Raw genomic sequence first — 22,842 nt, forward strand, 5'->3', positions numbered from 1 at the left:
GCGGTCAACGCCGCACCAGCGATTCCAGTTGACCAGTCCGCCCGGACTGTGGACTCTCAGGGCCGCCAAACGGCGGAAATCTGCAGCTTCTCGATTCTCCTCACCCACGACGATGTCCTCGAAACCAACCCTTCTCATTCTGGCCGCCGGCATGGGCAGCCGCTACGGTGGCCTCAAGCAGCTCGACCCCATGGGCCCCAATGGCGAGACCGTGCTCGATTACTCCGTGTTCGACGCCCTCCGTGGTGGCTTCGGCAAGGTGGTCTTCGTCATCCGCCGCGACTTCGAAGAAGAGTTCAAGTCCAAGGTCGGTAGCAAGTTCGACCAGAAAGTGCCCGTGGAGTACGCCTTCCAGGACCTCAATGACCTGCCGGAAGGCTTCAGCGTGCCCGAGGGCCGCGTCAAGCCCTGGGGCACCACGCACGCCGTGCTCGCCGCCGAGCAGAACATCAAAGAGCCCTTCGCCATGATCAACGCGGATGACTTCTACGGTCACGACGCGTTCGCCAAGCTCGCCGCCAATCTGCAGACCCTGCAGCCCAAGGACGGCAAGGCCCAGTACTCCATGGTCGGCTTCCAGCTACGGAACACCCTCTCCGAGCACGGCAGCGTGGCCCGCGGCGTGTGCACCAGCACGGATGGCAAGCTCGCCTCCGTCACGGAGATGACCAAGATCTACAAGACCGAGACCGGCGCCCGCAACGACGAGAACCCGGACAAGCCCGTGGAACTCACCGGCAACGAGCTCGTGAGCATGAACTTCTGGGGCTTCACCCCCGAGCTCTTCCCCCAGCTCAAGGAAGCCTTTGTGGACTTCCTCAAGGAACACGGCAGCGATCCCAAGTCTGAGTGCTACGTGCCCAAGGTCGTGGACCTCCTCATCAAGGCCGGCAAGGCCGATGTGGAAGTGCTCGAGACCAGCAGTTCCTGGTTCGGCGTCACCTACCCCGAAGACAAGGCCGTGGTCGTGAGCAGCATCCGCGCGCTGACCGAGAAAGGCGAGTACCCCGCCCCCCTCTGGTCCTAAGCTGGATGACGGGAGCGTGGGAACGCCTGTTCCGTAGTCTCCTGAAACCAATCGCATGCAACCCGCGATCCGCCCGCCGGATCGCGGGTTTTTTGTTGTTGAGGCCACCGTGCCCGGTGAGAGTCGAAGCCCCCGATGGTCTCACACCAAGCCGCCCCCATCATCTGGCGGCGAAGCCGCTGTGGAGTGCGTGCGTGAAGCGCCGCTTTCGCGGCCCCCATCCGCTTCCTCGAACCCCACGTGCCGAACAGCGCCTCGCCCATCGGCCCTATCCGCACCATCCGCAGACCCGGCACTGCCGCATCGGCGCACCACGTCCATCCGGCAGGACAAAGCGGCGCTTCACGCCGCACTCCACAGCCCCGCAAGCGGGGCCAGGTGATGGACGTTCAATCAACCAAGGCGAACACCCCCGCCTCCCATCTCACCAGGACGCGCGACTGACATTCCCGGCAGGATGCCGGGAACAGCACGCAAGATGCGTGCGCTCGCCAAGCTTCCCCGTCGCATGGCCCCAGAGTCATTGGGTGCCGCACGCTTCCAGCGTGCCGTCTTCTGCATCCTGCGGAAGACACTCCGATCCCGCGCCACCTCCGAAAACCATTTCCACGAACCCTCGATCACACCCGATGATCGCTGATCCCGGCAAGCCCCTGAACCTCAGGTCTTCTGTCTTGTGTCTTCAAGTCTTGAGTCTCCCGCGAAGCGGGTTAGCCTTCGTAATAAACGGCGCACTCAGATACACCGGCTCCAGCGCTGCCGCCGCCAGATTCGCCACGGTCTCGGCGCTCAGCCCCGCCGCCATCTCGGCCAGCCCCACGGCGGACGGCCGCACCGGCACCACATCCTCCAGCCCCGCCGGCGACACCGCATCCAGCGTGTACCAGGGCACCTCATGATGCGCTTCCCGGAACTGCAAAAACTCTTCCATCCCCATCAGCGGGATCTCCCCCACCGCCAGCGCACCGCGCTGGATCTGCACGGCGTAAAACAGACCCCGTCGCGCATCACCGCACATCACATAGTGCTCCGGCACTTCCTCCACCTCCGGAGTCAGCAGCGAGCACAACCCAATGACCGACACACCTTTGGACCACCCCAGACCTTGCGCGGCCGCGATGCCGATGCGCACGCCGGTGTACGAGCCCGGTCCCGTGCCCGCCACGATCAGGCCCAGCGCATCCCCCGCCAGTTCCAGCGCCTCTTCCAGAGGGCCGAACAACTGCGAGTTGTGCGAGCGCTGTGAGGAAAACGCCTTCGCGTACCGCACCACCCCGTCCTGCCACAACGCCACCTGCCCCTGCGGAGTGGACGTTTCAATGGCGAGAATACAGGCAGACATGGATCTGAAAAATTAGGAATGCTGAATGAGGAATGAAGAATTGAGCAGCAGTCACCCGCCAATCCATAGCGCCCCCTTCTCTATCATCCCAAATTCCTAATTCCTAATTCCTAATTCCTAATTCATCATTTCTTCCTTCTCCGCCACTTCCCGCACCCCATCCTCGCGGATCGTGAAATAGAACCACCGCGTGCCTTCCGGCAGGAGTTCCGGGAAACGATCCGCCCACTCCACGATCACCACGCCATCGGCCGCCAGGATGTCATCCCAGCCCACGCCCAGCACCTCCTCCGCGGAGTCCAGGCGGTAGAAATCGAAGTGGAACGCGGGCAGCCGACCATCAGTGTACTCATGCACCAGCGTAAAGGTAGGGCTGCTCACATTCGCCTCACTGCCCAGACCAGCCACAATGCCCTTGGTCGCATGGGTCTTGCCCGCGCCCAGCGTGCCCACCAGCGCCACCACATCCCCCGGCTTCAGGGTATCCGCCAGTTGGCGGCCCCAGTGCAAGGTGTCATCGACGCTGGCCAGTTCGCTCATGATGCCCCGACTCTACGATGGAGCCACTGAGACTCAAGCCTCTACGCGGGAGGCACCGTCACAAAGTGCTCCCACCCACCCGTACCGAAGTCCGGCTTCACCCCCATCCCCATCGGGACAAAGGTGCCAATCCGCGTAAGCGACACCTCGGGGAATCGCGCCGCCCATGCCGCCACTAGCACTTCCCAAGCCGCTGCGGGGATCGACAGCAGTAGCTCATAGTCCTCCCCATCGCCCCAGGCCTGGGCCGCACTGCAGCCGGGATTCACCGGCAGCGCCCCCTCTTCGAGCACAAACTCCACCCCACTGGCCTTCGCCATCCGGGGCAGATCCTTGGCAAGCCCATCGCTGAGATCCATCATCGCCTGCACCTGCTGCGACTCCGCCAGCCACCCGGCCTCAGCCACACGCGGCTGAAAATTCAAATGGTGCCCCGTGATGGAACCACCCAGCCGCCCTGTCACCGCAATCACATCGCCCGCTAGCGCCCCATCGCGACACAGTACCCGGCCTTCCCGCACCTTGCCCGTCATGGCCACAGAAACCATCACCAGCGGGCCACCCGCCGTCTCGCCGCCCACGATGTCCACCCCGTAAGTTTCCGCGCACCGTCGCAGGCCCGCATAGAGCTGCTCCACCCAGCGCACCTCCAGTTCTCGCGGCAGCACCAGCGTGATCAGCGCATGCTGCGGCACCCCTCCCATGGAGGCCACATCGCTCACCACCCGGGCCAGCGCCTTCCAGCCCACCTGCTCCGGTGCCGCCTCACGGAGGAAATGCACGCCCTCCACCACGCAGTCCGTCTTCAGCAGTTGCTGCCAGCCCGCCTCCAGCGGCTGCACCACCGCACAGTCATCGCCCGGTCCGGTCACCACCTCCGCTCCCTGCGGCAGATCCTTTACCAGACGCGCGATCAGTTCATCCTCGCCGATGCTGGCGAGAGTAAGATGGGAATCCGGCTCGTTCATGAGGGATCGTTGCCTCCTCTGTCCCTACAGTGAAAGGGCCACCAGATTCCCAGCATTAAAGAGCGCGTGCATGAACACCGGCACCAGGAGACAGCCCGTGGTTTCATAGGCCAGCGCAAATCCGATCGCCAGGAGGAACAACGGCACCAGGCTGCCCACATGCTGGTGCACCGCAGCGAAGACCAGCGCGGAAAAGATCGCCGCAAACCACCGGTCCGTGAATCGTTTTACCACCCCGTAGAGGAATCCGCGGAAGAAGAGCTCCTCACTCAGCGGCGCCACCACCACTGCCAGCACCCCCAGGAGCACCTTCGACGCGATGTTCCCCGAGTTCTTGAAGATCTTCACAGTGTCCTGAGGGGAGCCGTCCACATCCTTCCACCCCAGACCCAGAGCCGTGGCAATAGAAAGGACCAGGGCCATGCCCAGCACCACGACGACCACCGCCCCCACCGCCAGGCCTAATGCCCGCGCCATGCTCATCTGACGCAGGCCAAACATCTCCGCTGGGTTCAGCCCCCGGTAGATCGTGAGATACCCTACCAGCATCAGACTCAAAAAGACCAGGATCACCGCGCTGAAAAACAACCCCGCCGCCGAGGCGGCGTCCGACAACTCCTCGACCTTCGGCGCGGCCCCCTCACTCCGCTGCATCCCCCCCCAGACCATCAAGGAAAGAAGGGCCAGGGCCACACAGACGTCCACCGTGTTGTACGGCCGCACCAGCACGTTGCCTTCCAGGTTCCAATGCAGATCCTGGGTGACACGGAGCACCCCGTACACCGTTAGGGCAATCGCGAGAGACAGCCCCGCGATGGCGAACACGTCGCGCATCACGGCCAGCGTTGCTAGGTCACTCATCGTAGGGGTGTCTCGTCAGATGGATCAAGCCGGAGGGTCGCCCCGCTTATCGCACCATGTGCGCCGGCAGCAAGTAGGGCTTGCCCGCCTCCAGACGCGGCAGCAGACGGTCGCTCACATCAAGCTCCACCTTGCCCGTAGAGGACGCCTGGGCCTTGCCCATGATCCCCAGCAGCTGTGCGAGAGAAGGGGTCAGGCTGTACTTCACCACCATGGCATCCTTCGCACCGCCCAGTTCCTTGGCCAGAGCATACGCATCTTCCACATAGCCCAGCTGGTCCACCAGCTTGTACTCCAGCGCCTGCTTGCCCGTCACCACGCGGCCATCCGCCACCCCGGTACGCAGCTGCGCTTCGTCAATGTTGCGAGCCTTGGCGACAATGCCCACGAACTTGTCATACATCGCGGAAACCAGGCTCTGGATGTACTCCCGCTCGTCCTCCCGCATGGGGCGGGAACCGCTGAGCGTGTCCTTGAACTTGCCACTGGCAAACGTCATCGTCTCGAGGCCCACCTTGCCGAAGGTCTGGCTGTAGTTCAGGCTCTGGATGATCACGCCGATGCTCGCCGTCAGAGTGGTCTCATTGGCCACGATCTTCGAGGCGCCGCAGGCCAGATAGTAGCCCCCGGAGGCGGCAATCGAGTCCATGTACACCACCACTTTCTTCTTGGCCGCCGCCTTCTTCACCGCATTATAAAGATTGTCCGAGGCCGTCACCTCCCCACCCGGCGAGTTCACCCGGATGACGATCGCCTTCACATTCTTGTCCTCAGAGGCCTGCTCCAGCGCCCTCTGAATGGCATCCACGTTCATCCCGCCCTCGGAGAAGAGATCCCCCGCCGGGCCGCTGGCAATGATGCCCTCGATGTCGATACGGACGATTTTGTCCTTGGCCTCCGCCGCGCCAGCCTCGACCAGCGTCTCACGGAACTTCTGTTTGGGCTCCACATAGCCGATGGACGCACTGTCCAGGCCCATCCCCAGCACAGCCGCAAACGACACAAAATTCAGTGCCAGACTGACCAGCAGCGCAACAATCACGAAAGCAAGCAAACATCCGAGGCCTTTGTTTTTCATGGTCGCCGAGCCTACGATGGGATTGTCCCGCACGCAACAAATGGCGGTTTTACGGTCCAGGTGCGGGAGCCAGTGGGCAGCGGGCGGGACAGCCGGTGCGTCAGTACGTCAGTGGGCAGTGCGTCAAGGTGTTGGACCTGAAATTGTAAGGAGTGCAGGCTTCAGCCTGCGAATGCTGAGAGCTGGCACCTTAGGAAACCGTCTCCCGCCTCCCCGCGCAACGAGCCGCCATGCCGAAGGCATCCCAGAAGGGATGCCGGAAGTTGAGGGAGCGTAGCGACCGACACCTCCGGTACATAAAGAAAGGAAATTCCATCCTGAAGGGATGGCAGAGACGCCGCATCCCCCTTCGTCCCCATCACCTCAGGTTTTCCAGTCTTGCGCCATCCGCATCGGTGACATCACTCCCCAAAGCCACGGCCAGCACATCCTCAAAGAACGGCCAGACTCCACGTCGATCCGGCCAGAGACGCCGGCTGTCGAATTCCCAAATAACGGTCGCCCAATCTTCTTGAACAGGCAAAGCATCTGCCTTTGCCACAAAGGCACCAGGCCAGCGTTGGTTCACTCTCCCTACCGCAGCCACAAGGTAATCAATCTCATCCTGGGTGTGTTGCACGAGATCCCCAAGCCACGTGGTCTGATACACGAGATATCCCCTCACAGAAACAACTGTCGAGCCCTCGTGCACGGCACGCGACAGGTGCCAAAGCATATGTTCTACAATCTGCTGCTGAGTGGGGCTAGGATGCATGATGTGAAACACTTCTATTCCGGTCCCCGAAATCCAGGCCCCCATTGTTCGGCACGTACGGCCCCGCCCCTTCCGTGGCAACACGAATGAGTTCTTATCCGCCGTTTCGGCGCAGAACTTAGGCCACCCATGCACCACACCTCATCACTTCACGCCCGCTCCCGCCTCGCTCAAATCCGAAGCCCAATCCCCGAAGGGGATTTTTACCACAGCCCAAGGTTGAACGAGCCCTAAGCGAGTCAACCTTGGGCACCACCCACGATTGAGCTCAGGTGTGAAGACCGACCGCATCGCCTCTCCACCCACCGGCATCAACACCTCCCGGCCCCCTCTGCATCTCCCCAATCACCATGTCCCTACTTCAGCCCCGCCGGCTCATCTGCGCCACCCTGGGCATGCTGGTCCTTTTCACATCTTGTTCCCCGCGGGCCCCTGAGCACACCCAACCAAACCAGCCCGCTGGAGTTCTCCTGAGATCCGGGCCAGGCGCATCCTCCCTCCCCCACGTAATCGTCCCCGTCGTGGACTTCCCCGACGCCACCGTGGCGGAGTTTGTGAAATTGTTCGGAGACATGATCGTCGGTAGCATGCAGTGGTCAGAGCCCGGCATGCGCATGCGTGTGACCTGCTCCGAAGCCGTGAAGCACAAACGCTTCCGCCTCGAACCCCAGGAGAAACTCACCGCCCTGGAACTCTTGACCCAGTTTGCCCTGGCGTCCCAGACTGTTGTGGAAGTCAATGAAATGACCATCCACATCAGAGCGTGCGATGAGTGAAGCTGGCTCCCATGAGACTCGACAGCCCCATCTACCACACTCTGCTGTGGATCACCTCCATCCTGCCCATCGCCTTGGGGTGCACCGCCATCGTCCATAGCCTCTGGCAGAATCCAGCACATTGGGTCATCATCCCCATTGGACTGCTAGTGGCTGGCATGGGCGTGCCCCCATTGCGACTGGCCCGCAAGCTGGACTCCCCCGTCCTGTTGAAGAGCCCCTCCTGCCTCATGACAGCCTCCACCTACCATGTGATCACCGGCGGAGAAAGATGCCAACTGAAACAGTTCCCCAGAATGTCCTTTGTTCTTCTGACCTTGCAGAGCGGTGTTGAGGTGATGTTCATCCCCAAGCTGGAAAGCTACTTCGACATCAAGAAAGACGGCGCCCAGGCATGGTGGGAAGACCAGCTCGCCGCGGCAGTCCGCAAGAGCCACTAGGCAATATCTTCCCCCCTCGCCACCCACGAGCCACCGCAGACCCTCCGCCCAGACTCAGCACAAAGCTCCCACAAGTTGCTTCGGCCCAGTTCACCGGCACTGAGCAGCGTCTCGTCATCGCCCCGCCCCCCGCCTCAGAAGCCTCAACCAGGCGAAGCCGTCTCAACCAGCGCAGCGTCTCAACGTGCCGCTTGCGGCACATCTCACCCCCCCTCCTCATCCTCTCACCGGCATCATGAGCACCTTGTCCACCCGGTGGCCGTCCATGTCGATGACCTCCACGCGGTAGCCTTGCTCCTCGAACCAGTCCCCCTCCTGGGGCACGCCACCCATGCGGCGTATGAGGTAGCCGGCAAAGGTCTGATAGTCGCGTTCCGCTGCTGGAGGCAGAGTGAAGCCCTGCACACTTTCCTCGAACGTCTCGCAGTCCATCATGGCATCGATCAGCCAGGAGCCATCGTCCCGGCGCAGAGCCCGCGGCTTGAGCCGGACATCCTGCGAGGGGAAGTCCCCCACAATGGCCTCCATGATGTCGTGCACCGTGACCACTCCGATGACGCTGCCGAACTCATCCACCACCAGCGCGAGATGCTTGCCGGAGGTCTTGAAGGTATCCAGCAGCTTTGACGCCGGGGTGGTGTCTGGCGTCATCATCATGGGCGTCATGACATCCCGCACCCGCACCGGCACTCCCGCCGCCAGGTTCGCGTAAATAGCCTTCACCGACACCATGCCCACCACATGGTCCCGCCGCCCCTCATAGACAGGGAAGTAGGAGTGCCCGCTGACCACGATCTTGTGCCACAGGAGGTCATGTTGCTCATCCGCATTCACCCAGATGATCTTCGCCCGCGGCGTCATCAGCTCCCGGGCCTGCAGGTGGTCCAGTTCGAGGACATTCTCCACCATGCTGGACTCTGTGGGGACAAACACGCCAGCCCGCATGCCTTCCCGCATGAGCGACTTCACCTCCTCATCAGAAATGGTCTGCTCCTCCGTGATCTTCACGCCAAACAGCCGCAGCAAGCCGTCCGTGGAGGCGCTGAGAAAATTAACCGCCGGCCCCGTGATGCGGGACAACCGGCTCATGGGCCGCGCCAGCAGCACGGCATAACCTTCGGGATTGTTCAATCCCAACCGCTTGGGGATCAGCTCCCCCACCACGAGCGAGAGGTAAGTGATGGCCACAACGACCAGCACAAAGCTCACCGGCTGGGCATAGCGCTCCAGGCCAGGGACCTCCTTCAACACCACGACCAGATGCTCCGACAAGGTGGCTCCGCCATAGACCCCCGTCAGGATGCCCACCAGGGTGATGCCAATCTGCACCGTGGCCAGGAATCGGTTGGGATTCTCCGCCAGCTCCAGAGCCACCCCGGCCCTGGCATCACCCGCCTCTGCGAGAGTGCGCAAACGGTTCCGCTTTGATGACACCAAGGCGATTTCCGCCATGGCAAAAACGCCATTGGCCACCACCAGGAAAAAGATAATCGCGATCTCAAACAAAATATCACTCATGCATCAATAGAAATGTAGCCGGACCCGCTCCCGGTTGTTCCCGATTCAGCCGCCCGGCCAGAGCGATACGCCACCTGCGGGCAAGCACCTCAACAGGCGCTTGCGCCGTCTCAACCGGGGCGGAGCCCGTCTCAACCAGATCGCGGAGCGATCGTCTCAACTCCCCTCAATAGATCATCTTGGAGTCCGGCTCCGCCGTCTCCACCATGCTCACCGCCTCCACCATCGGCACCGTCTGGTTGCCCTCCTGGCGGTAGGTGACCTTCCCGATCACTTTCACCCAGCCCATGTCCTTGAAGGCGGGCGGGGTCTTCCCAAATTCCACTGGGATCGAGTACGGCCGGGCGTCAGCCGCGCAGCACTGCACCTGAAGGCGGAAGATGCGCACACGGGTCCCCGCATCATTGTTCACCTTCTCCGGCATCACCTGAGCGATCGTCTCCACGGACTGGCCATTGAGCACAGACTGCACCTCTTTGTCCCCCGCGGTGTAGAAGATCTCCGGCACCTCCAGCATGAAGTTGCCCTCCTTGCTGCGCGGCACCTGGGCCTCCAGGTCCTTCAGCGTGAAATGTCCATAATTTTTGGCCTCTGCTCCAGCGCTCTTGGCCTGGCGGTCAAGCTCCTGTGGATTCACCGGCGGCATCACATCACCTGGCTGTCCCGCCGCAGGCAGGGGCCCGGGAGGTGCGTCAGCAGAGGAGTTCCCTGCCACCGCCGAGCGGTTTCCCGCCTCTTTCTTCAGCGAGAACTGGTCCGCCAGACCGCCCTGACCATAATTCTGGTTGTACAGGCCTTTGTTCACCACCGCGCGGGAGCTGAACTGGTCGGGCGTATTGATCGCAGCGTAGGTCACCGGGACAGCCAGCAGGAAGATAGCAACCACCCGGCCCACCACGCCGCTCTCCTCAAGAATACCATGGGCGTGCCCATGCTCATGATCGTGGTTGTGCTCGTGACCATGATCGTGCCCAGCATGATGATGATGCTCGTGCCCGTGATCATGATGCTCGTGCCCGTGATCATGATGATCGTGACCGCAGCACTCCTGCTTTTTCACCAGATCTATGCCGGGAGCATGAGCGTGCCCGTGGCCATGACCTTCCTCATGGTGATGTTCATGACCGCACCCTGGGCCATGCACGTGCCCCTGCGCGGCGGCTTTGCCGTTGGCCTGGGTAGTTTCATGCTCATGCTGGTGCTCGTGACCATGGCCGTGATCGTGCCCGCATCCAGGTCCGTGACTGTGCTCATGTCCATGACCGCACCCGGCTCCATGCACGTGGGCATGAGCATGGGCGTGCTCATGTTTATGTCCGTGATCGTGATCATGATCATGACCATGGCCGCAGCAGCCCTCCGCATCACCGTCCTCTGAGCAGCAATCCGCCTCCTTGGCCTTGGTCGTGACCAGGTTGAACAACGCCAAGATCATCAGGCCAATCCCGGAAACCAAGACCATGGGGCGGAAGATCCCGTCCGCCGGAAGGTAGTTCACCAGACGCCCGCTGACATAGAAGTAGAGCATCACTGCGCCCCACAACATCAGGAGCAGAACGCTGATCATATGAATGGCAATGCGCTTCGTCATGGCTTGGCTTCAGTTGAAGGTGAGGGGGTTACTACAGGCGCAACCGCCGCAGGGGAGGCGATTGGAGCCGCTGGAGATGCTTGAGTTGCCGCCGCAGGGCCAACGGGACCGGTACTTGAGACAGCGGTTGCCGGCGGCTTGTTGGAAAGCTTGCCCACCCATTTTGCCCAGGGTTCACAAAGAAGGGCCACCAGCAGGAAGATGGCCACGCACAGGCCGACCATGAACTTCCGGCGGAAAACGGAAGAGTACATGAAGACCAGCTTCACATCCAGCATGGGGCCGAAGACCAGGAAAGCCAGCTTGGCCGCGTTGGAAAAGCTGTCCATGGGAGCAGCGATGAAGGCATCCGACGTGCTGCACAGCGCCAGGGCAAAGGCCAGCCCCATAAGGGTGGGCACTGCAAAGAGCTCATTCCCGGCCACCGCCGTGATCCGGCTCTGGTCCACCTGCGTGTTGAAGGCGGCCGTGATGATCACCCCGATGGTGAAATACATCGCCGTATCCAGGAAGTCCCGCATGGCCGTCCGCATGGCGTGCGTCAGCTTGGCATCGAAGCTCTGGGGGGCACCATTGGCCGCCGCGGCCCCCTTACCTATGCCCCGCACAACGGAATCCACCAGCACATCCTCCGGCTTCTTCCGGATCAGGACCAACCCCACAATGACCGCCACCGCGTAGCCCAGAGTGATGCGGGAGAGCGTCATCGTCGCATTCCCAATGCCGAAAACGCCGCCCATCTGGAACTCCTTGAACGCCGTGAGGGTACTCGCAATGACGATGGGATTGATAATCGGTGCGCTGAGGAGGTAGGTGATGCCGCAGGAGATCGGGAGCCCTTTCTGGACCAGCCTTCGCACCACCGGGACCACCGCACACTCACACACCGGGAACACCAGCCCAAGGAAGCCCGCCGCCAGAGTGGAGAGCACCCGGTTCTTCGGGAGCACCCGCTCAAGCAGTTTCGCAGGGAGGAAGGCGTCAATGAGCCCTGAGAGCAGCGTCCCCACCAGGATGTAAGGGGCTCCCTCGAACAGGATGCTCAAGAAAGCCTTCAGGATGTCGCCGGTCGCGCTCGGTTCTGGCAGGGTCATGCGGAAGTGATACGGAAGTGAATGGAGCCCCTACTTACGTCCGAAGGCCCTCGGTTCAAACGGGGAAACACACACAAGACCACTTTTCACAGGTCCATTGGACAACTCGTCGACGATGCCCTTCGTATTTCTCCTGCCACCGCACCAATCCCCAAACCTTCCCTTGCCGGGTGGCGTATCCCTGCTAGCACTTTTCCCGAGTTCAAACCTAAAACACTGAACGGAACAACACCATGGCCCACACCCTGCCTCCCCTTCCCTACGACAAGGCCGCCCTCGAGCCTCACATCGACGCCCAGACGATGGAAATCCACCACGGCCGTCACCACAACGCCTATGTGACGAACCTGAACAACGCGATCGCCGGCAACGCAGAACTCGAGGCGCTGAGCATCGACGACCTGAACAAGAACATCAACAGCGTGCCCGAAGGCATCCGCACCGCCGTGCGCAACAACGGTGGCGGCCACTGGAACCACACCTTCTTCTGGAACATCATGGGCCCGAACGCCGGTGGCGCCCCCAAAGGTGAACTCGCCGCCGCCATCGACGCCGCCTTTGGCAGCTTCGACGCCTTCAAGGAAGCCTTCGCCAAGGCTGGCGTGGGCCGTTTCGGCTCCGGCTGGGCCTGGCTGGTGAAAAAGGATGGCAAAGTCGCCATCACCTCCACCCCGAACCAGGACAACCCCCTCATGGACGGCTCCGGCACCCCGCTGCTGGGCATCGACGTCTGGGAGCACGCCTACTACCTGAAGTATCAGAACAAGCGCCCTGACTACATCGCCGCCTGGTGGAATGTGGTGAACTGGGACGCCGTCGCCGAGCGCTTCGCTGCGTAAGCCACCCCTCTGGGCTTCCAACTTCCCTGCCTCTATGGCCGATGTCTTCATGACATCGGCCATTTTTTTTGCCCTGGAGTTATTGATGTGAATTTCCGTGAGTAAACTGCTGGCACTCACCAAAATAAGCATCACATTCCCGGCGAAGAATGCCCTGCACGTTAGCCAGACTGCCTTGCGGCGTCATCTATACTGAAGCCTTCAGCCAGCACCTTGCCCGGGTGCATGCGGAGCAGGCACCGCATCATCCCAAGCGGGTGATGACCTTCGAGTACGTGCGATGCGCCAGCGGCCCCATGCGAGGCCGCGCCTGGTGTCAGGTACTCTGGCTGCCGGATGAAGTCGTTCCCGACTACCGCCGCTATCGTATGGGGCGGATCACCGTGCACTTCCCCAAGAGCTCCCAGCATGGCCTGCGGGAGCGTTGCCTGGACTACCTCAATGACCGGGTCGTGGTACGACCGTGATCAGAGTGTTTCCAGAGCAGCAAAAGCATCAAGGAGCCGCCCTCTGATGCGGCTGTTTTGCTAATTTTCCAGCCGCGGCAAGACTGTGCTACCCGGCCCTCCATTGCTGGGTCCTCCAGGTATCGCAACCGTCACAATCTTGAGCAGAAAGGGACGACATTTGTCTTTCAATCCTGAGTCGCGGGGTGCTACAGTCCGCGCTCCCTCTGCTGTCCCCTCATACAGAGCCATTTCTCCAGATTCGTCATTATCGGGTCGCTCGACTGAGGGCGGCAGCATGCCCGCATATCAGCGCAGCCCCTTCTGAACTCCCTCCGGACGATGTTCGTTCTCGGTCTTAACGCCTACCACGGCGACTCTTCCGCCGCCATCCTCAAGGACGGCCAGGTCATTGCCGCCGTCGAAGAAGAGCGCTTCCGCCGCATCAAGCACTGGGCAGGTCTGCCCACGGAATCCATCAAGTACTGCTTGGAAGTGGCCGGCATCGCCTATGGCGACCTCCGCCACATCGCCATCAATCTGGACCCGAAGGTCAATCACGGACGCCGGCTCCTGCATGTGCTGCGACACCTTCCGTCCCCCAAGCTGATCTTGGCCAGACTCGCCAAACTGGGCAAGACCACCAGCCTGCGAGACACGCTCAATTCCGCCTTCCCCGGCCAGCCTTTGCATCCCGAGGCGCGGGTGCATCACGTGGAGCACCACTTGGCCCACCTCGCCTCCTCCTACCTGTGCAGCCCGTTCGAGGAGGCGGTCAATGTCTCCGTGGATGGCATGGGCGACTTCGCCTCCGCCGCATGGGGCATGGGCTGCGGCCAGGACCTCTCCGTGGATGGGCGCGTGTACTTTCCCCATTCCCTGGGCATCTTCTATTCCGCCCTCACCCAGTGGCTTGGATTCCCGCACTATGGCGATGAGTACAAGGTCATGGGCCTCGCCCCCTACGGCCAGCCCCATTTCCTGGATCAGATGCGCCAGATCGTCCATGTGCAGTCCGATGGGACATTCCAGCTCGACCTGCGCTACTTCCGCCACCATCGCGAGGCCGTGCCCTACTCCTGGGACAACGGTTCCCCAGAGGTCGGCACCCTGTTCACCCCGGAGCTGGAAGCGCTCCTCGGTCCTGCGCGGAAAAAGGATGAACCGCTGGAGCAACGGCATCGGGACATCGCCCGGTCCATCCAGGCCATGTTCGAGGAGGCCCTCTTCGCCCTTCTGGAGCAGCTGCACGCCCGCTACCGCTGCGATGCCCTCACCCTCAGTGGCGGCTGCGCCATGAACTCCGTGGCCAACGGCAAGGTGTACCAGCGCAGTCCCTTCAAAAGGCTCTACATCCAGAGCGCCGCGGGCGATGCCGGCGGGGCCATCGGCTCAGCCATGGTGGTGGCTCAGAAGTTAGGCACCGTTCCCCGCCAATATTGCCGCCACGCTTACTGGGGGCCGGAGTACACGGAGACCGACTACTCCACTCTGCTGGAGTCAGAGGGCGCCCGCCTCGTCGAGGCCGGATGTCAGATCACGCTGCACCAGGACGCCGCCCCGCTCTGTGACGCCGTCGCCACTGCCATCAGCGAAGGCAAGGTCATCGGCTGGTTCCAAGGAAGGCTCGAATGGGGTCCCCGCGCACTCGGCAACCGCTCCATCCTCGGAGATCCCCGCCGCGCCGACATGAAGGACATTCTCAACGCCAAGATCAAGCGTCGCGAATCCTTCCGCCCCTTCGCCCCCAGCGTCCTGCGCGAGGAAGTGCCCGGATGGTTCGAGACCGATGACGACGTCCCCTTCATGATGCAGGTGTTCCAGGTGCGTGAAGAAAAGCGGCCCCAAGTGCCCGCCATCACCCATGTGGACGGCAGCGGCCGCCTCCAGACGGTCTCCGCAGATACCAATCCCATCTACCATCAGCTCATCAGCCGCTTCCACGCCCTCACCGGCGTGCCCATGGTGCTGAATACCTCCTTCAACGAGAACGAACCCGTCGTCTGCCATCCCCGCGAAGCCCTGGAGTGCTTTCTTCGAACCAAGATGGATGTGCTGGTGCTGGGCCAGCATTTGGTGACGCGATAAGGCACCCCCTTTCGATACTGAGATGTCTTATCACTGATACACTTTAAGGATTGACCAGAAAGGGCACAATCTGCCCAATATTGAGTCGCAAGCGTGAATCCATTTGTTCCCTCAAGCAACTATTGCGCTTAGTGCCCCGCCCGACTCGATGACTTCAGTTCCCTTGGCCAGCTCCATGCCCCCCAGCTCCACCCAGCGAGCATACTTCCTCCTCGACTCGCTCGAATTCGCGCATGGCACAGAAATGCTGGCCATGATCTTGGCTGGCGAGCTAAAGAAAATTGGATGGGAAGTGAGTGTCTTCACGGCAGAGTACACCCCCTCGTCTTCCACTTGGGCGGAGTTCCTGCATCAAAGCTCCATCCCCATCTATCGGCCGCCTGTACGGATTTTGCGGAGATATTTGCTTCCCCACCGGTTGATCGTTTCAAAACTCTGGCGGCGAGCCGCCCACTCTCCGCCTACGCTTGTTTGGTCTCCCACCAATGATATCCTCACATGTGTAGCGCTGCACGCCAAACCCGAAAACGCAGTTCCTTTCTTCGTGCATGATCCTAGTGAGGCGGGGCCTGCATGTCCTCACTACCAGCCCCTGTGGTTTAAGGTTTGCAATTCGGTTACAGCGCTTTCGGTACACGGCGAGCGTCAGCGCCAATCCGCCATCTCGTATTACAAAATGGAACGGCCTGTCGATGTCGTAAGGCCCAGCACTTTCCCGCCATCCCGGGTTCATCCGTTGAAGCTCACAGGCGGGCGGATGCGTTTCGGGCAATTTGGACGTCTGGCCACGATGAAGGGATCTCTCTTTGCAGTCGCCGCTCTTGCTGACTGCGTTAATCGGGGAGGGGATGCAGAACTTCATTTTCACGGGGATGGACCGATGAAAGCTGTGACCCAGGAACTGGCCTTCAGCCTAGGCCTCAGAGACCGCGTGTTCTTTCACGGAAGCTACCTTCCCAGCCAGCTGGATGATCTGGTCAACAGCATCGATGTCAGCATCATGCCATCCACTTACGAGGGCTTTGGCCTGGTCATGCTCGAGTTACTGTCACGTGGCCGGGCCGTCATCGCCTCAGACGTGGGTAGCAGCAGGGAGATCCTAGGCGACTCCCGAGCCGGCTGGGTCGTCCCCCGCGCCAACACCACCGCTCTGGCAGATGCCATGCTCTATTGCTGCACGCATCCCGAAGAAACATTGGCAAGAGCCAATCAAGGCCCGGAACTCTGGAAGGCCAACTACACGCCGGAGAAAATGGCCGCCCGGTACTTGAATTTCTGGGAGCAGAATGGCACGCCTGGAGCCCGCCGCATCTAGACGGGTTGGTCATCCGAATTCCCGCGCCGAGCCTCCTGGCGAAATACGCTGGGGCAACTCCTCTCCCTACGGTGGGACTATCTCAACTTGATGAACATTGATCGACGCTATCTGACGGGACTCGTGGTGATCTTGGTCGGCCTTTTGGCAATTCGACTGGCCTACTGGCCAGCGACTCTCATTGGCGGTGACTCCATCGGCTACGCGGTTGGAGGCCTGGGCACCTGGATCGCCCATTCACCCGGATATTTTGGATACTGCTTGCTAGGCTGGAGCATCAACCAGATCGTGGGCAATATCATCGACAGCTACTCGCTGATAAACGTGTCTGCCGCGATGATTGGCACATTCTTGTGCTACCCGCTCGCCAGATCTTTTGATCTTCCCAGACGACAGAGCCTCTACGCGACAGCGGCCTACGGATGCAGCCTGTGTGTCCTGTACTTCGGCAACACTGCGTTGTCGTATGCGACCGAAGGCATGCTAGCCACGGCCATCGCCCTTTGCGGCCAGATGTCCTGTCGAAAAAAACAGGCTGGCTGGCTTATCGCTACCACGGTGTTGTGGGCCATCGCCGGAGCCCTGCGTCAGACCACCACCGCCTTTCTTGCCCCCTGGTACTGCTACGTCCTGTGGCGGACTGGGCGGCCATGGCTTGCCTTGCTCCAGATCGCGCTTGCCAGCCTGATCATCTTCGGGTGGACGAAGGCGAACAATCACTATCTCGCAGCCGCCTCTGGCAACACGGGTAAGAGTGCAGGAAGTGCCTTCTGGAGCATGCAGGTCATGATGCCCACTGCATACAACCATGCGCAACTGGGGCTTGGTGAGAAAGCAGAAATCGAAGAGTCGAACCAGTTCACAGGTGGTTATCACTGGCCCTTCATTGAGGTGGCCTATGTCGCGAACGACTTCCTCGGATGGCATCTCTTGCCAGACTATCGCAGCTACAACGCCCCGGCTCCCTCATTGGCACACGCCGGTCGCCTGACTCTCATGCAGGCACTGAAGCTGGGCTTCTACATGCTCGTCAGCCTTCCAGCTTTGTTGCTTCTCTTGTATCCCGGACGGCGCAACTTCAAGCTCTCCGCCAGTAGTAAATGGTTCATGTCGCTGTGGATTGTCCCGCCCTTGGGGTTCTTTGTCGTGGGCCATTTCGGCAGCTTCGGTTATCTGCAGATTTTCCTGGCAGGCCTGGCCGTTATCTTGGCAGCGTCCATTCCATCTCCCGAAGATACTGCATCACCCTCGCTGAAGATGGGCACTGTCGGCTGGCTCTTTGTGATCTGCACGATCGCAGGCCCTGCCTTCTTTCTCTTTGCAAAGCCGTTCCAGTCTGTCGAATCCAATCGAAAACTCGCTGATGTCCTGCTGTTTCAGTATACCGGTGCCGGCATAAAGGAGCGCTACTTTGTGTCCCGGGCCAACACTTCTGCTCCAGGGCCCGCCCAGCTGCCCGAGTGGCGACACTTTGATCAAGATCAGCAGATCGTTGACTACGTAGAACGGCAAGGGGGCCTGGGGCCCACTTCCTACCCCATCCGCGCTCCCAAGGCCTTGCCAAAGCCTCAATAATCATGCAGCCCTGCCTCTCCGTCATCATCCCCGTCTTCAATGAGGTCGCCACGATCGAGGCAGCCGTCAACGCAGTCCTCGCACAGCCCATTGTCTCGCAACTCATCATTGTGGACGATGGATCAACCGATGGAACCCGCGAGATCCTCGCCAGGCTCACCCAACTGTCTCCAAAGATCAAAGTGCTGCTTCATGCTCGGAATCAGGGCAAAGGTGCGGCAATCCGGACCGGCGCGAAAGAGGTGACTGGAATGTACGTCATCATCCAGGACGCAGATCTGGAGTACGATCCACGTGAGTACGCAAATCTCGCCGCCCCACTTCTGGAGGGCAAGGCCGACGTCGTTTTTGGCACCCGGTTCGCAGGCGGGCAGGCTCACAGGGTGCTTTATTACTGGCACTCTGTTGCCAACAAGGTACTCACGACGCTCTCAAACATGGCTTCGAACTTGAACCTGACAGACATGGAGTGCTGCTACAAACTGTTCAATTCTGAAGTCTTCCGCCAGATAAACATAGAGGAGACCGGCTTTGGCATCGAACCGGAACTGGTTGCGAAAGTAAGCAAGATGAACCTTCGCGTGTACGAGGTTGCCGTTTCATACTATGGGCGGACCTACGAAGAAGGAAAAAAAATCACCTGGAAGGACGGCGTGCGCGCACTCATCTGCATCCTGAAGTATTCGCTGCGAAAGTAGCATGCCGTCGTTCCCTTAGAACCTGTTTGGATAAAAGCGCTGGGTGTGTTGCGAGGCGTTTTGAGTCTGGACAAGGCGCGAAGAGGGCGTGAATCGTGATTCACAACCGATGAGCAACGCCGTCCAGGCTCAAAAGGACCGCAACCCGGAGGGGCAGATTCAGCCTCGGCGAAGCCTCTCTCATCTTAATCCCTCAATTTATCCTGCCACACCCAGATGTTTTTATCCAAACAGGTTCTTAGCTCTCGGGGCCCGGCCGGGGAAGAGCGTCGGTTCCCGAGCTCGGGGAAACCAGCTCCCTCCCCCCCTCTAGTTGGAAGGCGAATGCCCTCACTTAATAACCACTCCTGAATTTGTTTCTCGTCCGCATCGCCAGAAGTGTCCTCAAAGCAGCCATCGTTCTGGTTGTGGCCATTTCGATCGCATGGTTTTTCCGAGAACCCCTGCTCCGCAGCTGTGCCAGGATGTGGATTGTTGATGATCCCGTGGTTCAGGCAGATGTTGTCGTAGTGCTTGGCGGGGGCAGAGATTGGCGGCCTTTTGCGGCGGCTGAGCTCGTAAAATCTGGCGTGGCCGAGAGGATACTGGTTGCCAAAACTGAAATGCTGCCATCCGAACGGGTCCTGGCTCTTAGCTCTGAGTCAGAAATGAACATTGCCCTTCTTGAAAAGCTGGGAATACCTCGAACGCAGGTGGAAACATTTGGAGACTCCGTGACAAGCACGAGGGACGAGGCGGAAGGGCTCCGGCTCTGGATCACCACCCACTACCCAAAGTCGATAGTGGTGCCCACCGATCCTTTCCACACCAGACGGGCCAAGTGGATCCTTGAGCGTCAATTGAGCAGCACAGGGGTCAAGATCTACGTGAAGGCTGTCCCGCATCCTCGCTATTCTTCGGATGAATGGTGGTTGAAGGAAGATGGGTTCATGAACTTCTTCAGCGAAATTTTGAAGAGCGTCTACTATTTGATCCGCTATTAAAAGTCATGTCATCCCCTAAAGACCCTCTGATTATAGAAGCCGGACGCGCGGAGGCGCACTACTGGCGGGACCTGTGGCGCTACCGGGAGCTTTTCGGGTTTCTGGCCTGGCGGGATATTCTCGTTCGGTACAAGCAGACCGCCATCGGGGTGGCGTGGGCGCTCATTCGCCCGCTGCTCACCATGGTGATCTTTACCGTCATATTCGGCAATGTCGCAAAGCTTCCATCTGGCCCCCTGCCTTACGCCATTCTGGTGGGCGCAGCCATGTTGCCATGGCAGTTCTTTTCCAATGCTCTGAGCGAGTCGAGTCAGAGCCTCGTTTCCAACGCCAATCTCATTTCAAAGGTGTACTTCCCGCGGCTGATATTGCCCGCCAGCACCGTTGTGGTCAGTCTGGTGGATTTTGCCATCTCGTTTGTCATTCTGATTGGCTTGATGATTTGGTACAGCTACGCCCCGGGCTGGCAGGTTCTGGCCCTTCCCGTCTTTGTAATTCTGGCCTTGCTGGCCGCACTTGGGCCAGGTCTGCTCATCACCGCGCTCAACGTGAAGTACCGTGACTTCAGATTTATCACCCCCTTCATCGTCCAGTTTGGTCTTTTTGTTTCCCCCGTTGGCTTCCGTTCTTCTGTCATACCAGAACAGTGGCGCCTGCTCTACTCACTCAACCCCATGGTCGGCGTCATCGATGGATTCCGCTGGTGCTTGGGTGATTCGTCGGGTCTGGATCTTCCAGCCTTGGCCATTTCTCTTTCGACAGCAATGGCACTCTTGATCTTTGGAGTCCGCTATTTCCGGAAGATGGAGCGTGGTTTTGCTGACGTGATTTAGCCGGACCGTCCATTGAATTCCGCCGTTCATGAAAGAAGCCCACATCAGTGTGGATCATGTTGGAAAGCGGTACTCCATTTGCCATAAGGGTGCAGTTGGACGATTCGCCTCTTTCCGTGACGTGCTGATGTCAGGCGTCACAAGGCCCTTCCGCCGCCAGTCAACACCAGCAGAAAGTCCCACCAAAGAAGACTTTTGGGCGGTCAAAAATGTGTCATTCGATGTTGGCCAGGGGGAAATCTTAGGGATCATCGGCCGCAATGGCGCAGGCAAGTCCACCCTTCTCAAACTTCTTGCCCGCATTACAGAGCCGACAGAAGGAAAAATTACCCTGCGGGGAAGAGTAGCCAGCCTTCTGGAGGTGGGCACAGGGTTCCATCCCGAGCTCACGGGACGGGAGAACATCTACCTCAATGGTGCCATCCTCGGCATGTCACGCGCCGAAATCCGGCGCAGGTTCGATGACATTGCAACCTTTGCAGAGGTGGAGCAATTTCTAGACACTGCAGTAAAACATTACAGCAGCGGCATGTATGTCCGGCTGGCCTTCTCGGTTGCTGCCCACTTGCAGCCGGAAATACTTATCGTGGATGAAGTTCTCGCCGTAGGCGATGCCGCATTCCAAAAGAAATGCCTTGGGAAGTTGGAGGATGCCAGCGGCTCCGGCAGAACCATTCTGATCGTATCCCACTCGATGTCAGTCATCACGCGGCTCTGCAGTCGCGCCATATTGTTGGACAAAGGCACCGTCACTCACGACGGCAAGGTTGAAGAAGCGGCCCATCGCTATCTTGAGGCATCCCACAACAGCGCTTCAGCGAGCTGGCACCCGCCCACACCCGTGGGAGACACCATCGCAAAAATTCATGGCGCACGCCTGCACGACCTGCAGGGAAACAGCCCCCCGGTGTTCTCCATCGGAGCCCCCCTCTGTTGCACCATCGACTACGAACTCGCAGCCTCCGCAAAAAGGGCCCTTCCGGCCATCCAACTGGTTAACGATGCCGGGACCATCGTTTTCGGATCTGCCGCCTTCCAGTTGCGGACCTCAGAAAGGATCGGCTGTCTGAGCGCCACTTGTCTTGTCCCGGCGCACCTTCTCGCTGAAGGTTACCACACCCTCAGCATCGGCCTGGTCAGCTACAATCCCAACACTTTGCATGCTTTTGAACGAGAAGTGCTCGCCTTGCTGCTTATCGATGACACCACAGGTGACGGCACACGCGGGGACGCCATGGGCCAATGGCCTGGCGTAGTAAGACCCAAACTGGAGTGGATGTTCGCGGCGTAGCCGCCTCACCTGGATGTCCCCACTGGCCTACACGGGTGAACGCATGATTCCGGGAGCGGTTGACACCGCGACTTTCTGGGAGCACGTGGAAAGATATCGCTTCGCAGTGCCCTTCGCTGAGGGGAAAAATGTCGCTGACATCGCCTGCGGTGAAGGCTATGGCACTGCTGCGCTTGCCAGATCTGGAGCTTTGTCCGTCGTAGGCATCGATGTCGCATCCACGACCGTCGCTCACGCTCAATTGAAGTATGGTGTTGATGCAAGGATCGGCAGTGCCGAAGCCGTTCCGTTGGCTGATTGTTCTTTGGACTTGATCGTTTCTTTTGAAACGATTGAGCATCTTCAACACCCTGAGCGTTTTCTAGAAGAGTGTGGTCGGCTGCTCAGAGCCAATGGTCAATTGATCATCTCCACCCCCAATCCGAACGTGTACCAAAAAGGGTGTCAGGAGAATCCTTTCCACTGTTCTGAAATGGAACCAGGTGAATTCAAAGCACGACTGCGCTCCATCTTTCGGAACGTGCAATGGTTCGGCCAGCGCTGCAGATTCCCCAGGTGGACACGCTTGAGAGCCGGCACGCGACTGTACACTTTGGGCAGGCGTATTTTCAATCCCTTGCATCATTTGGACGTCGCACACATTTCGAACGATGTCACAGTGGCCCTTTGCCAGTCCCGACCAACGTTCCTTGGACGACATTTCACTCCTGAGTCGGTCCGCAGCATCCCGGCCACCGCGCCACTCGAAGGTTGGAAGTACCTGATCGCAGTTGCATCCAATTAGG

Annotated in this window: 23 protein-coding genes; 14 read left to right on the forward strand and 9 right to left on the reverse strand. The window is 60.0% G+C overall.

Translation table 11 applies throughout. The annotated features are described in order from the left end of the window. The first annotated feature begins 112 nt into the window (after positions 1-112). Positions 113-1,027, forward strand: coding sequence for a sugar phosphate nucleotidyltransferase (locus BV106_RS00125; protein WP_038158590.1), 915 nt, complete (start codon positions 113-115; stop codon positions 1,025-1,027). Positions 1,028-1,709: 682 nt separating this feature from the next. Here the strand turns inward: BV106_RS00125 and tsaB are convergent. The 6 genes from tsaB to BV106_RS00155 all read right to left on the reverse strand — a co-directional run bounded on the left by tsaB (position 1,710) and on the right by BV106_RS00155 (position 6,531). Beyond that, positions 1,710-2,369 (reverse strand): tRNA (adenosine(37)-N6)-threonylcarbamoyltransferase complex dimerization subunit type 1 TsaB, encoded by a 660-nt coding sequence (gene tsaB / locus BV106_RS34805; protein ID WP_051944578.1) that lies wholly within the window; start codon positions 2,367-2,369, stop codon positions 1,710-1,712. A gap of 117 nt (positions 2,370-2,486) precedes the next feature. Further along, complete coding sequence (gene tsaE, locus BV106_RS00135) at positions 2,487-2,909, reverse strand: tRNA (adenosine(37)-N6)-threonylcarbamoyltransferase complex ATPase subunit type 1 TsaE (protein ID WP_038158592.1); 423 nt, start codon at positions 2,907-2,909, stop codon at positions 2,487-2,489. A gap of 41 nt (positions 2,910-2,950) precedes the next feature. Next, positions 2,951-3,877, reverse strand: a complete 927-nt coding sequence (thiL, locus tag BV106_RS00140) for a thiamine-phosphate kinase (protein WP_051944580.1) — start codon at positions 3,875-3,877, stop codon at positions 2,951-2,953. Between the two features lie 24 nt (positions 3,878-3,901). Then, on the reverse strand, positions 3,902-4,738 hold the full coding sequence (locus BV106_RS34810) for a CPBP family intramembrane glutamic endopeptidase (RefSeq protein ID WP_051944582.1): 837 nt from the start codon (positions 4,736-4,738) through the stop codon (positions 3,902-3,904). Positions 4,739-4,784: 46 nt separating this feature from the next. Then, on the reverse strand, positions 4,785-5,816 hold the full coding sequence (sppA, locus tag BV106_RS00150) for a signal peptide peptidase SppA (RefSeq protein WP_051944584.1): 1,032 nt from the start codon (positions 5,814-5,816) through the stop codon (positions 4,785-4,787). Between the two features lie 358 nt (positions 5,817-6,174). Then, positions 6,175-6,531 (reverse strand): hypothetical protein, encoded by a 357-nt coding sequence (locus BV106_RS00155; RefSeq protein ID WP_265595162.1) that lies wholly within the window; start codon positions 6,529-6,531, stop codon positions 6,175-6,177. A 389-nt stretch (positions 6,532-6,920) separates the two neighbouring features. Here BV106_RS00155 and BV106_RS00160 point away from each other — a divergent pair, with 389 nt between their 5' ends. Both BV106_RS00160 and BV106_RS00165 read left to right on the forward strand, forming a co-directional pair. After that, on the forward strand, positions 6,921-7,346 hold the full coding sequence (locus BV106_RS00160) for a hypothetical protein (protein ID WP_038158596.1): 426 nt from the start codon (positions 6,921-6,923) through the stop codon (positions 7,344-7,346). An 11-nt stretch (positions 7,347-7,357) separates the two neighbouring features. Then, complete coding sequence (locus BV106_RS00165; protein WP_265595163.1) at positions 7,358-7,786, forward strand: hypothetical protein; 429 nt, start codon at positions 7,358-7,360, stop codon at positions 7,784-7,786. Positions 7,787-8,002: 216 nt separating this feature from the next. Here the strand turns inward: BV106_RS00165 and BV106_RS00170 are convergent, their stop codons facing one another. Continuing rightward, positions 8,003-9,304, reverse strand: coding sequence for a hemolysin family protein (locus tag BV106_RS00170; protein WP_038158600.1), 1,302 nt, complete (start codon positions 9,302-9,304; stop codon positions 8,003-8,005). 166 nt (positions 9,305-9,470) lie between these two features. Beyond that, positions 9,471-10,160 (reverse strand): hypothetical protein, encoded by a 690-nt coding sequence (locus BV106_RS00175; RefSeq protein ID WP_265595164.1) that lies wholly within the window; start codon positions 10,158-10,160, stop codon positions 9,471-9,473. 63 nt (positions 10,161-10,223) lie between these two features. On the opposite strand from BV106_RS00175, the gene BV106_RS00180 reads away from it, so the two are divergent. Further along, positions 10,224-10,682, forward strand: coding sequence for a hypothetical protein (locus tag BV106_RS00180; protein WP_038158606.1), 459 nt, complete (start codon positions 10,224-10,226; stop codon positions 10,680-10,682). Positions 10,683-10,891: 209 nt separating this feature from the next. Here BV106_RS00180 and BV106_RS00185 read toward each other — a convergent pair whose 3' ends face one another. Next, complete coding sequence (locus BV106_RS00185) at positions 10,892-11,989, reverse strand: permease (RefSeq protein ID WP_038158609.1); 1,098 nt, start codon at positions 11,987-11,989, stop codon at positions 10,892-10,894. Positions 11,990-12,222: 233 nt separating this feature from the next. On the opposite strand from BV106_RS00185, the gene BV106_RS00190 reads away from it, so the two are divergent. The 10 genes from BV106_RS00190 (at position 12,223) to BV106_RS00240 (ending at position 22,841) form a co-directional block, all read left to right on the forward strand. Next, the gene (locus BV106_RS00190; RefSeq protein ID WP_038158610.1) at positions 12,223-12,828 is read left to right on the forward strand and encodes a superoxide dismutase; all 606 of its coding nucleotides are present in this window, start codon (positions 12,223-12,225) and stop codon (positions 12,826-12,828) included. A gap of 149 nt (positions 12,829-12,977) precedes the next feature. Then, the gene (locus BV106_RS00195) at positions 12,978-13,295 is read left to right on the forward strand and encodes a hypothetical protein (protein ID WP_038158613.1); all 318 of its coding nucleotides are present in this window, start codon (positions 12,978-12,980) and stop codon (positions 13,293-13,295) included. Between the two features lie 321 nt (positions 13,296-13,616). Next, the gene (locus BV106_RS00200; protein ID WP_038158615.1) at positions 13,617-15,362 is read left to right on the forward strand and encodes a carbamoyltransferase C-terminal domain-containing protein; all 1,746 of its coding nucleotides are present in this window, start codon (positions 13,617-13,619) and stop codon (positions 15,360-15,362) included. A 676-nt stretch (positions 15,363-16,038) separates the two neighbouring features. Further along, positions 16,039-16,677: a glycosyltransferase family 4 protein gene (locus BV106_RS37885; RefSeq protein ID WP_343123370.1), complete on the forward strand. Its 639-nt coding sequence runs from the start codon at positions 16,039-16,041 to the stop codon at positions 16,675-16,677. Between the two features lie 90 nt (positions 16,678-16,767). Beyond that, positions 16,768-18,252, forward strand: a complete 1,485-nt coding sequence (locus tag BV106_RS00215; RefSeq protein WP_038158625.1) for a glycosyltransferase family 39 protein — start codon at positions 16,768-16,770, stop codon at positions 18,250-18,252. A 2-nt stretch (positions 18,253-18,254) separates the two neighbouring features. Then, on the forward strand, positions 18,255-18,950 hold the full coding sequence (locus BV106_RS00220) for a glycosyltransferase family 2 protein (RefSeq protein WP_038158627.1): 696 nt from the start codon (positions 18,255-18,257) through the stop codon (positions 18,948-18,950). A gap of 353 nt (positions 18,951-19,303) precedes the next feature. Beyond that, the gene (locus BV106_RS00225) at positions 19,304-19,933 is read left to right on the forward strand and encodes a YdcF family protein (protein ID WP_265595165.1); all 630 of its coding nucleotides are present in this window, start codon (positions 19,304-19,306) and stop codon (positions 19,931-19,933) included. A 5-nt stretch (positions 19,934-19,938) separates the two neighbouring features. Continuing rightward, entirely contained in the window at positions 19,939-20,766 is an 828-nt protein-coding gene (locus BV106_RS00230) for an ABC transporter permease (RefSeq protein ID WP_038158632.1), read from the forward strand. A 28-nt stretch (positions 20,767-20,794) separates the two neighbouring features. Then, complete coding sequence (locus tag BV106_RS00235) at positions 20,795-22,057, forward strand: ABC transporter ATP-binding protein (RefSeq protein WP_038158634.1); 1,263 nt, start codon at positions 20,795-20,797, stop codon at positions 22,055-22,057. Positions 22,058-22,070: 13 nt separating this feature from the next. After that, on the forward strand, positions 22,071-22,841 hold the full coding sequence (locus BV106_RS00240) for a class I SAM-dependent methyltransferase (protein ID WP_051944586.1): 771 nt from the start codon (positions 22,071-22,073) through the stop codon (positions 22,839-22,841). The last annotated feature ends 1 nt before the right edge of the window (position 22,842 follow it).

It is taken from the genome of Verrucomicrobium sp. BvORR106, from assembly GCF_000739655.1.
GTDB lineage: Bacteria > Verrucomicrobiota > Verrucomicrobiia > Verrucomicrobiales > Verrucomicrobiaceae > Verrucomicrobium.

Coding starts and splice junctions, on each gene's coding strand:
- BV106_RS00125 (WP_038158590.1), top strand. CDS start 113: ATGTCCTCGAAACCAACCCTTCTCATTCTGGCCGCCGGCATGGGCAGC.
- tsaB (WP_051944578.1), bottom strand. CDS start 2,369: ATGTCTGCCTGTATTCTCGCCATTGAAACGTCCACTCCGCAGGGGCAG.
- tsaE (WP_038158592.1), bottom strand. CDS start 2,909: ATGAGCGAACTGGCCAGCGTCGATGACACCTTGCACTGGGGCCGCCAA.
- thiL (WP_051944580.1), bottom strand. CDS start 3,877: ATGAACGAGCCGGATTCCCATCTTACTCTCGCCAGCATCGGCGAGGAT.
- BV106_RS34810 (WP_051944582.1), bottom strand. CDS start 4,738: ATGAGTGACCTAGCAACGCTGGCCGTGATGCGCGACGTGTTCGCCATC.
- sppA (WP_051944584.1), bottom strand. CDS start 5,816: ATGAAAAACAAAGGCCTCGGATGTTTGCTTGCTTTCGTGATTGTTGCG.
- BV106_RS00155 (WP_265595162.1), bottom strand. CDS start 6,531: ATGCTTTGGCACCTGTCGCGTGCCGTGCACGAGGGCTCGACAGTTGTT.
- BV106_RS00160 (WP_038158596.1), top strand. CDS start 6,921: ATGTCCCTACTTCAGCCCCGCCGGCTCATCTGCGCCACCCTGGGCATG.
- BV106_RS00165 (WP_265595163.1), top strand. CDS start 7,358: ATGAGACTCGACAGCCCCATCTACCACACTCTGCTGTGGATCACCTCC.
- BV106_RS00170 (WP_038158600.1), bottom strand. CDS start 9,304: ATGAGTGATATTTTGTTTGAGATCGCGATTATCTTTTTCCTGGTGGTG.
- BV106_RS00180 (WP_038158606.1), top strand. CDS start 10,224: ATGGGCGTGCCCATGCTCATGATCGTGGTTGTGCTCGTGACCATGATC.
- BV106_RS00185 (WP_038158609.1), bottom strand. CDS start 11,989: ATGACCCTGCCAGAACCGAGCGCGACCGGCGACATCCTGAAGGCTTTC.
- BV106_RS00190 (WP_038158610.1), top strand. CDS start 12,223: ATGGCCCACACCCTGCCTCCCCTTCCCTACGACAAGGCCGCCCTCGAG.
- BV106_RS00195 (WP_038158613.1), top strand. CDS start 12,978: ATGCCCTGCACGTTAGCCAGACTGCCTTGCGGCGTCATCTATACTGAA.
- BV106_RS00200 (WP_038158615.1), top strand. CDS start 13,617: ATGTTCGTTCTCGGTCTTAACGCCTACCACGGCGACTCTTCCGCCGCC.
- BV106_RS37885 (WP_343123370.1), top strand. CDS start 16,039: ATGGAACGGCCTGTCGATGTCGTAAGGCCCAGCACTTTCCCGCCATCC.
- BV106_RS00215 (WP_038158625.1), top strand. CDS start 16,768: ATGAACATTGATCGACGCTATCTGACGGGACTCGTGGTGATCTTGGTC.
- BV106_RS00220 (WP_038158627.1), top strand. CDS start 18,255: ATGCAGCCCTGCCTCTCCGTCATCATCCCCGTCTTCAATGAGGTCGCC.
- BV106_RS00230 (WP_038158632.1), top strand. CDS start 19,939: ATGTCATCCCCTAAAGACCCTCTGATTATAGAAGCCGGACGCGCGGAG.
- BV106_RS00235 (WP_038158634.1), top strand. CDS start 20,795: ATGAAAGAAGCCCACATCAGTGTGGATCATGTTGGAAAGCGGTACTCC.
- BV106_RS00240 (WP_051944586.1), top strand. CDS start 22,071: ATGTCCCCACTGGCCTACACGGGTGAACGCATGATTCCGGGAGCGGTT.